The sequence below is a fragment of the Mesorhizobium sp. B2-3-11 genome (assembly GCF_006442215.1).
In the GTDB taxonomy this organism is placed as follows: Bacteria; Pseudomonadota; Alphaproteobacteria; order Rhizobiales; family Rhizobiaceae; genus Mesorhizobium; species Mesorhizobium salmacidum.
On the sequence record NZ_VFVS01000014.1, the window covers coordinates 1 to 12,037 of the forward strand.

The following is a 12,037-nucleotide window of genomic DNA, read 5'->3' on the forward strand; positions in this document are numbered from 1 at the left end:
CTTCACCGCCATCGCAAATCCCTCCGAGCAATAATCGAAGTGAATCACAATGCCAGAATTGCGCAACAGGCCCCTTGCGGGGGAGATGGCCGGCAGGCCAGAGAGGGGTGGGAAGGATCGCGGCGCCGGTGATTAGCGGATCAGCAATTGCCATCAATCGCCCTCGTCCTCATAGCCCACCAGATGCAGCGGCCGTGCGGCGATGCCTTCCAACTCGCACCAGCGCACCAGCGCTTCCTCGCGGCCGTGCGTGACCCAGATTTCCTCGGCGCCGGTCTCCTTGATGGTGATGATCAGTTCGTCCCAGTCGGCATGGTCCGAGATGATCAGCGGCAGCTCGACGCCGCCTTGCTTGGCGCGCTGGCGGATGCGCATCCAGCCCGACGCGAAGCACGAGATCGGATCGGGAAAGCGCCGCGCCCAGCGGTCGGCGAAGGCCGATGGCGGGCCGATCACGATGGCGCCGGCGAAATCCTGCTTGCCGCCGCTCTCCACCGTCGCCGGCTCGAGTTCGCCGAGATCGATACCCTGGCTCTGATAGTATTCGCTGAGCCTGGCCAGCGCGCCATGAATGTAGAGCGGCTTGTCGTAGCCGGCGTCGCGCAGCAGCCGCATCACCCGCTGCGCCTTGCCCAGTGCGTAGGCCCCGACCAGATGCGAACGCTCCGGGAATTGCGCCGCCGATTTCAAGAGGCGGGCGATCTCTTCCGTGTCGGGCGGATGGCGAAACACCGGCAGGCCGAAGGTCGCCTCGGTTATGAAGATGTCGCAGGCGATCGGCTCGAACGGCGCGCAGGTCGCGTCCTTCTGCCGCTTGTAGTCGCCGGAGGCGACGATGCGCCTGCCCTGGTGCTCGACCGATATCTGCGCTGAGCCCAGCACATGGCCGGCCGGATGAAAGCTCACATCGACGCCGTCGATGGCAATCGTCTCGCCGAACGCAGCTGCCTGCGTCGTCCCGGCAAAGTCCTCGCCATAGCGCAGCCCCATGATGCCGAGCGTCTGCTGCGTCGCAAGCACCGAGCCGTGGCCGGAACGCGCATGGTCGGAATGGCCGTGCGTGATCAGCGCCCGGTTCACCGGTCGCACCGGGTCGATGAAGAAATCTCCCGGCGGGCAATAGAGGCCTTCGGGCCGGGGATGAAGCAGGTCGCTGGCGCGCATGATGCCAAGATAGGATATAATTCCGCCGCGGGAAGCCTGTTGCCCGAGACTGCTGACTCCCGGGCAAAGCCCGCTCAATTCGGTTCAGCTTCGGCATGCTTTGCTCTACAGAGATGGGCGGCCGGCTACCCTGCCGGTGGAACCATCATCATGAAACCGCTTCAGACCTCGTCGGGCGACCCGAACGCCGATCGCCGTGCAGATTATGCCGAAATGCTCTTTGCCTCCGGTGATCACACTGCCGCGGCCGAGTTGCTGCTCGGCGCGCTGGAATTGGCGCCGCAATGGGCAATGGGCTGGTTTCGGCTCGGCGAGATGCAGGAGGCATCAGGCAGGCTCGATCTGGCGGCGCAAGCCTGGACGACGTCGATGAAACTCGATCCGGCCGATCGCCAGGGCGCGGCTCTCAAACTGCATCTGATCGGCAAGGGTCCGGCCTCAATGGCGCCGCCCAGCGCCTTTGTCGAGACGCTGTTCGACCACTATGCCGAGACGTTCGAGGAGATGCTGGTCGGTAAGCTCGACTACCGGCTGCCCGAGGTGCTCGACGCCGCCATCCGCAAGGCAAGGCCGGGCCGCTTCCGCCTGGCGCTCGACCTGGGCTGCGGCACCGGACTGATGGGCGAGAGGCTGAGGCCGATCGTCGACCGGCTGGAGGGCGTCGATATTTCGGCAAGGATGCTGAGGAAAGCGCGGGCAAAAAATATCTATGACGCGCTGACAAAAGCGGATTTGCAGGATTTTTCCTATTCGGGCGACAAGGCCGATCTGGTGACGTCGGCCGATGTGCTGATTTACATCGGCGGGCTCGAAGGTTTTGTGGGAACGGTCGCCGGCCTGCTCGCCCAGGATGGCCTGTTCGCCTTTTCCGTCGAGAGCCTGGCGGATGGCGGCGACTTGGCACTGCAGCCGTCGCGGCGCTACGCCCATTCGGATGGCTATATCAGGCGGACCCTCGAGGCCAACGGCCTCTCGATCGTGGCGTTGGAGCCAACAAGCATCCGCCAGGATCGCCGCGAGCCCGTCAAAGGGCTGGCCGTCGTGGCACGGAAGGCGCACGCGGCTTGAAGTCTGATGATACTCACGGCGGTGATTCCGACACTGCTTTGTACTGCTGCGAAAAAGTCCGATTTGCGTGCGCGATTGATATTTGCGATCTGGTCGCATCAGGGCGGGATATCAGGAGGAGCACTTCGATGCGCTGGAACATGATGATCTTGGCGTCTTGCCTGGCAACCGCCGGCTGCGTCGGCAATTCAGCGTCCGAGCGGCAGGACGCCAACATCGAATCCTCGCTGCAATATGACAGCGTGCCATGCGATCAGTTGCTGGCGCAGCGCAACGCATTGGCGCAGCAATATAATCTCCCGACCACCGCCAAGCCGACCTTCTCCAATCCCGCCATGGGATTCGGCCCGTTCACGCCCGACATGCGCTCCAAGGCCCAGCGCGACAGCGACAAGGCGTCAGGCGAAATCGATGCCATGAACCGGTCCATCGGCCGCCGCGACTGCGGCAAGCCGGACAAGCAGAAGAAGTTCGCTCTACCCGGCTGATGACCAATCGTCCATCTTGCTAGGATCCATCCGGTGAACCTCTCGGACCTCGGCGATCGCATCTGCATTTTGGGGCCGTCCAACAGCGGCAAGTCGACGCTTGCCGACGCTATCGCGCGCAAGCGTGGCCTGACGCCCATCCATCTCGATCTGCTCTTTCATCTGCCCAACACGGATTGGGAGCAGCGTCCGAGGGACGAGTTCATTGCCTTGCATGACGCCGCGATTGCCGGTGAGCGGTGGGTGATGGACGGAAACTACTCGGTCTGCATGCCGCAACGCTTCCAGCGCGCGACGGGATTGATCCTGCTGGACATCTCCACTTCGGCAAGTCTGCTGCGTTATTTCAGGCGAACCCTGTTCGAGAGGGAGAGGCGCGGTAGCTTGGAAGGCGGGCGCGACGGCATCAAATGGGACATGATCCACCACATCGCCGTGGCCACGCCGAAAAACCGGCAGAGATACAGGGCGATGTTGGAGCAGATCGACCTGCAGAAGCTGCAGCTGTCTTCGGTTCGGGCGATCAAGAAATGTTTTCAGGACTGGGACTTGGCCAGGTGACGACGATGTCTGGTTAATATCCCGCCTTGCGGTCCACCAGATTGTCGAGCTTCTCGCCGCGCTCGAAAGCGTCCATCTGGCGCAGCATGATCGGCGCCAGGTGCACGGGATCGGAGGTCGCCGCGGCATGCGGCGTCACGAACACTTTCGGATGGCGCCACAGCGGACTGGTCTTCGGCAGCGGTTCGACCTCGAACACGTCGAGGCTCGCTTCCTTCAGCGTGCCGTCGTCCAATGCCCGCACGATGTCGGCGTCCTTCTGCAGGCGCCCACGCCCGGCGTTGATCAGCACCGAGCCGCCAAGCCCGTTGCGCTTGCGCAACTCCTTCAGCACGCCGTAATTGATGATGCCTTGCGTCTCCGGCGTCAACGGCAGAAGCACCACCAGAATGTCGGTGGCATTGAGGAACGGGATCAGGCCTGCTTCGCCGGAATAGTTGGCCACCCCGTTCATCGGCCGGTCGGTGCGCGACCAGCCATTGACCGCGAAGCCGAGCGACAGAAGTACCGAGGCCGCGGCCCGGCCGAGACTGCCGAGACCCATGATGCCGACGGAAATGTCGCCGGCCGGCCTCTGTTGCGGTTCGTGCCAGATCTTCTTCAGCTGCTGCGACCTGTAGAGCAGGCCCTGCCGATGATGGTCGAGCACCCGCCAGACGACGTACTCGGTCATGTACTGCGTGAGGTTGTCGGCGACGACCTTAACGATCGGCACGTCGGGCAGGCCGGGATCGGCGAAGATATGATCGACGCCGGCGCCGATGGAGAAGATGGCGCGCAGATTGGGCAGCGACGACATCAGGTTGGGCTTGTGCTTCCAGACCACCGCATAGGTGATCGAGGGATCCTTGGCGCCGTCCGGCTCCAGCACCACCTCGCGCTCGGCCGACAACAGGTCGCGCCAGCGCTGCGGATGAAAGCCGGTGACGGCAAGCAGGATACGGCCTTTTTCCATCGCGGTTCGTTCAGTCCTTCCTTATAGGGATCACTCGCTGACCACGCCTGTCGGCGCCGTCTCGATCTTGAAGGCGGCCGAGATCAGCGCCCGAGTATAGTCGGTTTGCGGATTTCCAAAAATCTGTTCGGAAGGGCCGGCTTCGACGATCTGGCCGTTGCGCATGACGATGACATCATTGGCCAGCGCCCGGATGACCTTGAGGTCATGGCTGATGAAGAGATAGGCGAGGTCGTGCTTGGCCTGCAAATTGCGCAGGAGATCGACGACCTGCGCCTGCACGCTCATGTCGAGCGCCGATGTCGGCTCGTCCAGCATGACGAAGCGCGGGTTGAGCACCATGGCGCGCGCGATGGCGACACGCTGGCGCTGGCCACCGGAAAATTCGTGCGGATAGCGGTTTCGGGTCGCCGGGTCGAGGCCGACTTCCTTCAGCACGGCGGCCACCTTGTCATCGCGCTCGTCGGGCGACAGCTTCGGCTCGTGGATCTTCAGGCCTTCCTCGATGATCTCGGCGATCGACATGCGCGGGCTGAGCGAACCGAACGGGTCCTGGAAGACGATCTGCAGTTCGCGCCTGAGCGGCCGCATGGCGTTGAAGGTGAGCTGGTTGATGTCGCGGCCGTTGAACTTGATGGTTCCGGTCGACGAGATCATGCGCGCCAGCGCCAGGCCGAGCGTGGTCTTGCCGGAGCCGGATTCTCCGACCACGCCCAGCGTCTGGCCGGCGCGCACCGTGACGTCGATGCCGTCGACCGCCTTCACATGATCGACAGTGCGCCGGAAGAAGCCCTGCTTGATCGGAAACCAGACCTTGATGTCCTTGCCGGTCATGACAGGCTTGGCTTCGGCATTGGCGGCTGGTGGCTTGCCTTTCGGCTCGGCGGCCAGAAGATGACGCGTATAGGGGTGCTGCGGGCTGGCGAAGATGTCCTTGGTCGGTCCGGTCTCGACGATCTTGCCCTTGGTCATCACGCAGACCCGATCGGCGATCTTGCGCACGATGCCGAGGTCATGAGTGATGAACAGCATCGACATGCCCTTGCGGCTTTTGAGGCCCGCGAGCAGTTCGAGGATCTGTGCCTGCACAGTGACGTCGAGCGCCGTCGTCGGCTCGTCGGCGATCAACAGTTCCGGCTCGTTGGCGAGCGCCATGGCGATCATGACGCGTTGGCGCTGGCCGCCCGAAAGCTGGTGCGGATAGGCATCGAGCCGTTTTTCCGGATCGCGGATGCCGACCTCTTTCAGCAGGGCCAGCGTGCGCGTCTTGGCCGGACGGTCGCTCATGCCTTGATGCAGCTTCAGGATCTCGACGATCTGGTGCTCGATCGTGTGCAACGGATTGAGCGAGGTCATCGGCTCCTGGAAGATCATGGTGATCTTGTTGCCGCGCACCTGCCGCAATTGCTCCTCGCTCATGGCCAGCAGGTCGGCGCCCTGGAACAGGATCTTGCCCGATGGGTGGCTGGCGCTGGGGTAGGGCAGCAGCTTCAGCACCGATAGCGCCGAGACCGATTTGCCGGAGCCGGATTCGCCGACAAGCGCCACCGTCTCGCCCCTGGCGATGTCGAACGATATATGGTCGACGGCGACAGACTGGCCGCCGTCCTGGCTGAAGGCGACGCTGAGGTCCTGGACGCTGAGCAAGGGGGCTTCGCTCATTTGAACGTCTTGCGCGGATCGAAGGCGTCGCGCGTCGCCTCGCCGACAAAGACCAGCAGCGACAGCATCAGCGAGATGACGACGAAGCCGGATATGCCGAGCCAAGGCGCGTTGAGGTTGCGCTGCGCCTGCTTGAGCAGTTCGCCGAGCGAGGCGGAGCCGGGCGGCAGGCCGAAGCCGAGATAGTCGAGCGAGGTCAGCGTCGAGATCGATCCGCTCAGCAAAAAGGGCAGGAAGGTCAATGTCGCCACCATCGCGTTGGGCAGCAGGTGCCGGAACATGATGGTGCGGTTGCGCACGCCGAGCGCGCGCGCCGCGTTGACATATTCGAAGTTGCGGGCGCGCAGGAACTCGGCTCGCACCACGCCTACCAGCGCCACCCAGGAGAACAGCAGCATCAGGCCAAGCAGGATGAAGAAGCCCGGCGGCAGGATGGCGGCGACGATGAGCAGCAGATAAAGCACGGGAATCGCCGACCAGATCTCGATGAAGCGTTGGAACAGCAGATCGGTCCAGCCGCCGAAATAGCCCTGCAACGCACCGGCGCCGACGCCGATCAGCGCCGAGCCCGCGGTCAGGATCAGGCCGAACAGCACCGAAATGCGGAAACCGTAGATGACGCGCGCCAGCACGTCGCGCGCCTGGTCGTCGGTGCCGAGCCAGTTCCAGTTACCGACATTGCAGGCCGGGTCATCGGCTCCTTGTGGATATTGGTTGCAGCGCGTCTTGGCGTCATATTCCCACGACGGCTTGGCGGGTGCCGCTTCGGGAATGGCGTTGTTGACGGTCTGGTAGGAATAGCGGATCGGCGGCCAGATCATCCAGCCATGGGCATTGATCTCGTCCTGGATTACCGGGTCGCGATAGTCAGTGACGGCATAGAAGCCGCCGAATTTTTCCTCGGGGTAAGCGACCATCACCGGGAAAAGGATTTCGCCCTTGTAGGAAGCGATGATCGGCTTGTCGTTGGCGATGAATTCGGCAAACAGCGACAGCACGAACAGAACGAGGAAAATCCACAGCGACCAGTAGCCGCGCCGGTTGGCCTTGAAATTCTGCAGGCGACGCTTGTTGAGCGGCGACAGGAACGGGCGTGGGAGCCGCTCCGGCAAGACACCGGCGGTAACGCTTGCCTCCGACATCAGATGTCTCTCCGCTCGAAATCGATGCGCGGATCGACCCAGGTGTACATCAGGTCGGACAGGAGCCCGACGAACAGGCCAAGCAGCGAGAAGATATAGAGATTGGCGAACACCACGGGATAGTCGCGCTCGACCACCGACCGGAAGCCGAGCAGGCCGAGCCCGTCGAGGGAAAAGATGTTCTCGATCAGCAGCGAGCCGGTGAAGAAGGCCGAGATGAAGGCGCCCGGGAAGCCGGCGATGACGATCAGCATGGCGTTGCGGAAGACGTGCCCGTAAAGCACCTGCCGTTCCGACAGGCCCTTGGCGCGCGCCGTCACCACATACTGCTTGCGGATTTCCTCCAGGAACGAGTTCTTGGTCAAAAGCGTCGTCGTGGCGAAGGCCGACAGCACCAGCGCCGTCAGCGGCAAGGTCATGTGCCAGAAATAATCGGCAATCCTGGCCGGCCAGGACAACTGGTCCCAATTGTCGGAAACGATGCCGCGCAATGGGAACCAGTCCCAGAACGAGCCGCCGGCAAACAGCACCATCAAAAGGATGCCGAACAGGAAGCCCGGAATGGCATAGCCGACAATGACGACGCCGCTGGTCCAGACGTCGAAGGGGCTGCCGTCCTTCACAGCCTTGCGAATGCCGAGCGGGATCGAGATCAGATAGGACAACAACGTGATCCAGAGCCCGATCGAAATCGAAACGGGCATCTTCTCAAGGATCAGGTCGAGCACGGAAATATCGCGGAAATAGCTGTTGCCGAAATCGAACCTGGCGTAATTCCACAGCATCATGCCGAAGCGTTCGAGCGGCGGCTTGTCGAAGCCGAACTGCTTTTCCAGCTTCTTGATGAATTCGGGGTCGAGACCCTGGGCGCCGCGATATTTCGAACCGACATCGCCGGCGGCATCGAAATTGGAGCCGCCCGCGTCGCCGCCACCACCGCCGAGGCGGTCGCTGCCGCCCTGGTTGGTCAGCTTGGCGATGACCTGCTCGACCGGGCCGCCTGGGGCGAACTGGATGACGGCGAAGGATATCGCCATGATGCCGAACAGGGTCGGGATCATCAAAAGGATACGGCGCAGTATATAGGCGCCCATCAGGCCATGCGTCCTGCTCGTGCGAACATATCAGCCTTTGCCAATTTTTGCCGCCTTGCCCTTATCGAACCACCACAGCGTCTCGACCGGAAAGCCGAAATCGGGCTTTTGCTCGACAAAGCCGAACATATCCCAATAGGCGACGCGGTGATTCGCCAGGAACCAACTAGGAATCCAATCGCATCGCGCGCGCAAGACCCGGTCGAGCGCACGCATGGCCACGGTCAGGTTTTCACGGTCCTTTGCCGCGCCCACTGCGTTGATCAGCGCGTCGACCGCGGGATCGGAGATACCCGGCAAGTTACGGGAACCGGAGACGCCGGCGGTGCTCGAATGGAAGAAGACTTCGAGATCATCGCGAGTTGGCGTCGCGCTGAACGAAAAAGCAGCAGACAAGAGGTCGAAGTCGAAACTCGCCTGTCTCGCCTGGTATTGCGCCGAATCGACCAGCCGGATCGTGGCGTCGATGCCGATCGCCTTCATATTGGCGACCCAGGGTGAATAGACCTGAACGAAGGTATCGTCGTCGACCATAAACTCGGCCGAAAGCCTGCCACCCTTGGCATTGACAACGAAGTCACCCGACCGTTTCCAGCCGGCCGCGGACAGAAGCTTTGCCGCCTGGCCAAGCAGCTTGCGGTCACGGCCGGAGCCGTCGGATGCGGGCTGGGTCACTGCCTTGCCGAAGACCTCTGCCGGGAGATGGCTTCGCAGCGGCTCCAACAAAGCGAGTTCCTGCGGCGAGGGCAGCCCTTCGGCGCGAAAATCCGATTTCTCGAAACACGATTGCGAGCGCTCGTAGGAGCCGTAGAAGAAGTTGCGGCGAGTCCATTCGAAGTCGAAGCACAGCGCAATCGCCTGCCTCACCCTGGGATCGCGAAATTGCTCGCGCCGCTGGTTGACGGCCGTGGCCTGCATGGACGGCCGCTTCTCGGCCGGGAATTCGTGCTTGATCACCTTGCCGGCGGCCAAGGCCGGAAAGTCATAGCCGGTGGCCCAAACGCGTGACACGAATTCCTCGCGATACGTGATCTCACCCTTCTTGAAGGCTTCGAATCCGGCGTTGCGGTTCTGGTAGAACTCGATGCGGATACGGTCGAAATTGTTCTGGCCGCGATTGACCGCAAGGTCGCGGCCCCAATAGTCCGCCACCCGGTCGTATTCGATCCACGCCCCGGCCGAAAGGCGCCCCACCTTATAGGCACCTGAGCCGAGCGGCGCGTTCAATTGCGAGGAATCGAATGGATTTGCCGTGTAGAAGGCTTTGGACAGGATCGGGAATTCCACCACGTTGAGCACGGTGCGGGCGGATTGCTTGCCGGAAAAAGTAAGCCGCAGCGTGCGGTCATCGACGGCAACGGCATCGACCATATGCGTCAGCGACAGCGATAGGTCGGGATGGCCCTTCTCCTTGTAGAGCTTGAAGGTGAAAGCTGCGTCCTGCGCCGTCAGCGGCGTGCCGTCATGGAAACGCACCTCGGGCCGAAGCGAGAAGGTGAAGCCATTGCGGTCGTCGGAGAGCGTCACGCCATCCGCGATCTGGCCATAGACCGCGTCGGGTTCGTCGAGCGCCCGCACCATCAGCGCGTCGAAACACATCTCCATGCGCGGCGGCGCGTCGCCTTTGTTGGCGAAGGAGTTCAGCGTGTTGAAGGTCTGGGTATCCTGATTGTAGCCCCAATTCGGCGGCGAGAAATTGAAGATGCCGCCAACAGGCGCGTCGACATTGACATAGTCGAAATGCGCAAAATCCGGTCGGTATTTGAGGTCGCCGAAGGCGGACAGACCGTGCAGCTTGGTACCGGTTGCAATCTCGGCGAAAGCCTTGCGCGGCAGCAAGGCGGCGGCAGTGGCAGCCGCGCCAAGGGCGAGAAAATTGCGGCGGGGCAGCACCGCCATTGATCTTCTACCCATCAATTGCCGCCCTTGTATTTGGCCGCCAGCGCTTTTTCCTTGTCGAGATCGACCCACCAGGAATCGATATCGACGCCCACATAGGCAGGCTGCTTGTCGGGGAATTTGAACTTGTCCCAATAGGCCAGCCAGACCGCCGACCGATAATATTGCGGCACCACATAGAAGTTCCACAGCAGGACGCGGTCGAGCGCATGGGTGGCGGCGACGAGATCATCGCGATCGGTGGCGAAGATGATGCGATCGACCAGCGCGTCGACGATTGGATCCTTGATGCCCATCAGGTTGCGCGAACCAGGCGCATCGGCCGCCTTGGAACTCCAGAAATCGCGCTGCTCGTTGCCGGGCGAATCCGACTGGCCGAACAGACCCGTCACGACATCGAAATCAAAGTTGTTGACGCGGTTGATGTACTGCGTCTGGTCGATGATGCGCAGAGTAGCGTCGACGCCGATCTTGCGCAGATTGGCTATATAGGGGCTGGCGATCACCTGGTCTGTGTCATTCCAGCCGAGGATCTCGAACTTGAACGGTGCGCCTGTCTTGGCGTTGACCATCTTGCCGCCCTTGATGACCCATCCGGCCTTGGCGAAGAGATCGACGGCCTGCTTCAGGTACTTTCGCTCCGCTTGCGGAGAGTCGTAGACAGGCAGCTTGAATTCCTGGGTGAAGAGTTCCGGCGGCAGCTTGTCGCGGTATTTTTCCAGGATTTCCAGTTCCTTGCCCTGCGGCAATCCGCTGGATGCTAGTTCGGTACCCTGGAAATAGCTTGATGTTCGGGTATTGAAACCGAAGAACAGCGTACGATTCATGCTTTCGAAATCGAACGGTATGGTCAGTGCTTCGCGGACCAGCCGGTCTTGGAACAGCGGCCGCCTCTGGTTGAGAGCAAAGCCCTGCATCGGCTGTGGCGAGTGGGTCTGGAAATCCTTCTTGATGACGTCGCCGGCCTGGATGGCCGGGAAATTATAGGCCGTCGCCCATTTGCGGGAACTGTATTCACGGTTGATGTCTTCCAGCCCGCCCTTGGTGAAGGCAAGCCAGGCGGCATTGTCGTCGAGGATATAGGTGTATCGGCGCGTGTCGAAATTCTCGCGGCCTACCTTCACCGGCAGCTTGGCCGCCCAATAGTCCGGTACGCGCTGCCAGACGATCTCCGAACCCGGCTTGAAGCTGGCGATCTTGTAGGCGGCCGAGCCGAGCGGGATTTCCAACGTCGGCCTGGTGACGTCGCGCTTCTTGCCGCTGGCGTCCGTGCCTTCCCACCAGTGTTTCGGCAGCACGGCAAGGTCGCCCATGATCTTGGGCAGTTCGCGGTTGCCCTTCTGGTTGAAATGGAATTCGACCTCGCGGTCGGAGATTGCCACCGCATCGGTGACGTTCTCGAAATAGCGGCTGTATTGCGGGCTGTTCGCCTTCAGCACCTTGAACGACCAGATCACGTCGTCGACGGTGATCGGCTGGCCATCATGCCATTTGGCGCGCGGATCGAGCCGGTACGTCGCCGAGGAATAGTCAGCCGGGTATTTGTAGGCGTCGGCGATCAGGGGATGGCTGACGCTGCCCTCATCGGTCGCCTGCTCCATCAGCGTGTCGTAGAGCAGGCCGCCGCCGTATCCGACGAGGCCCGCCGCCGGCGATCCCTGGACGATATAGGGATTGAAGCTGTCATAGGTGCCAAGCAGCACCGAATTCAGCGTGCCGCCCTTCGGCGCGTTCGGATTGACGTAGTCATAGTGCTGGAAATTGTCGCCGTATTTGGATTCGCCGATCAGAGATGAGGTGGTCCGCCACTCGTCGGCCCGGGTTGCCTGCAACCCCGCCGCCAGCAGGGCCGCCGCCAGCAACGACCTTAGAAGCGTTCGGCCAACGGTCATGCACTATCCTCTTCGCCATGCCTGCGGATCATCCAGACGCAATCTAGATGATTTGGCGCTCGTGAAAACCGCCATGCGCGGCTTTGTCGCCGCACCATGCGTTTTCCCTAAC

General features: G+C 61.9%; 10 protein-coding genes. 3 read left to right on the forward strand and 7 right to left on the reverse strand.

The features are described 5' to 3' along the window. Positions 1-153: 153 nt before the first annotated feature. Positions 154-1,164, reverse strand: a complete 1,011-nt coding sequence (locus tag FJ960_RS19020) for a ligase-associated DNA damage response exonuclease (RefSeq protein ID WP_140716042.1) — start codon at positions 1,162-1,164, stop codon at positions 154-156. A gap of 150 nt (positions 1,165-1,314) precedes the next feature. Between FJ960_RS19020 and FJ960_RS19025 the strand changes: the two genes are divergently transcribed. Genes FJ960_RS19025 through FJ960_RS19035 form a run of 3 tightly spaced genes read left to right on the forward strand, consistent with a single transcriptional unit; the run spans position 1,315 to position 3,281 of the window. Further along, a complete protein-coding gene (locus tag FJ960_RS19025; RefSeq protein WP_140716044.1) occupies positions 1,315-2,232 on the forward strand; it encodes a methyltransferase domain-containing protein in 918 nt (305 codons plus the stop codon). Further along, entirely contained in the window at positions 2,229-2,720 is a 492-nt protein-coding gene (locus FJ960_RS19030; RefSeq protein WP_246672875.1) for a hypothetical protein, read from the forward strand. The genes FJ960_RS19025 and FJ960_RS19030 overlap by 4 nt, the downstream gene beginning before the upstream one ends. 33 nt (positions 2,721-2,753) lie before the next feature. Continuing rightward, positions 2,754-3,281: an AAA family ATPase gene (locus FJ960_RS19035; RefSeq protein ID WP_140716046.1), complete on the forward strand. Its 528-nt coding sequence runs from the start codon at positions 2,754-2,756 to the stop codon at positions 3,279-3,281. Positions 3,282-3,294: 13 nt separating this feature from the next. Here FJ960_RS19035 and FJ960_RS19040 read toward each other — a convergent pair whose 3' ends face one another. The 6 genes from FJ960_RS19040 to FJ960_RS19065 are packed head-to-tail and all read right to left on the reverse strand — an operon-like array spanning position 3,295 to position 11,925. Beyond that, positions 3,295-4,236 (reverse strand): glyoxylate/hydroxypyruvate reductase A, encoded by a 942-nt coding sequence (locus FJ960_RS19040; protein ID WP_140716048.1) that lies wholly within the window; start codon positions 4,234-4,236, stop codon positions 3,295-3,297. A 30-nt stretch (positions 4,237-4,266) separates the two neighbouring features. Then, on the reverse strand, positions 4,267-5,898 hold the full coding sequence (locus FJ960_RS19045; RefSeq protein ID WP_140716050.1) for an ABC transporter ATP-binding protein: 1,632 nt from the start codon (positions 5,896-5,898) through the stop codon (positions 4,267-4,269). Continuing rightward, positions 5,895-7,040, reverse strand: coding sequence for an ABC transporter permease (locus FJ960_RS19050; protein ID WP_140507725.1), 1,146 nt, complete (start codon positions 7,038-7,040; stop codon positions 5,895-5,897). Before FJ960_RS19050 ends, FJ960_RS19045 begins: the two co-directional genes overlap by 4 nt. After that, complete coding sequence (locus tag FJ960_RS19055; protein WP_140716052.1) at positions 7,040-8,134, reverse strand: microcin C ABC transporter permease YejB; 1,095 nt, start codon at positions 8,132-8,134, stop codon at positions 7,040-7,042. Before FJ960_RS19055 ends, FJ960_RS19050 begins: the two co-directional genes overlap by 1 nt. Before the next feature lie 30 nt (positions 8,135-8,164). Then, a complete protein-coding gene (locus tag FJ960_RS19060; RefSeq protein WP_140716219.1) occupies positions 8,165-10,033 on the reverse strand; it encodes an extracellular solute-binding protein in 1,869 nt (622 codons plus the stop codon). 14 nt (positions 10,034-10,047) lie between these two features. Then, complete coding sequence (locus FJ960_RS19065) at positions 10,048-11,925, reverse strand: extracellular solute-binding protein (protein WP_140716054.1); 1,878 nt, start codon at positions 11,923-11,925, stop codon at positions 10,048-10,050. Between the last annotated feature and the right edge of the window lie 112 nt (positions 11,926-12,037).

Bases quoted from the DNA above. Each gene is read 5' to 3' on its own strand.
- FJ960_RS19020 (WP_140716042.1), bottom strand. From the start codon at position 1,164: ATGCGCGCCAGCGACCTGCTTCATCCCCGGCCCGAAGGCCTCTATTGC.
- FJ960_RS19025 (WP_140716044.1), top strand. From the start codon at position 1,315: ATGAAACCGCTTCAGACCTCGTCGGGCGACCCGAACGCCGATCGCCGT.
- FJ960_RS19040 (WP_140716048.1), bottom strand. From the start codon at position 4,236: ATGGAAAAAGGCCGTATCCTGCTTGCCGTCACCGGCTTTCATCCGCAG.
- FJ960_RS19045 (WP_140716050.1), bottom strand. From the start codon at position 5,898: ATGAGCGAAGCCCCCTTGCTCAGCGTCCAGGACCTCAGCGTCGCCTTC.
- FJ960_RS19050 (WP_140507725.1), bottom strand. From the start codon at position 7,040: ATGTCGGAGGCAAGCGTTACCGCCGGTGTCTTGCCGGAGCGGCTCCCA.
- FJ960_RS19055 (WP_140716052.1), bottom strand. From the start codon at position 8,134: ATGGGCGCCTATATACTGCGCCGTATCCTTTTGATGATCCCGACCCTG.
- FJ960_RS19060 (WP_140716219.1), bottom strand. From the start codon at position 10,033: ATGGCGGTGCTGCCCCGCCGCAATTTTCTCGCCCTTGGCGCGGCTGCC.
- FJ960_RS19065 (WP_140716054.1), bottom strand. From the start codon at position 11,925: ATGACCGTTGGCCGAACGCTTCTAAGGTCGTTGCTGGCGGCGGCCCTG.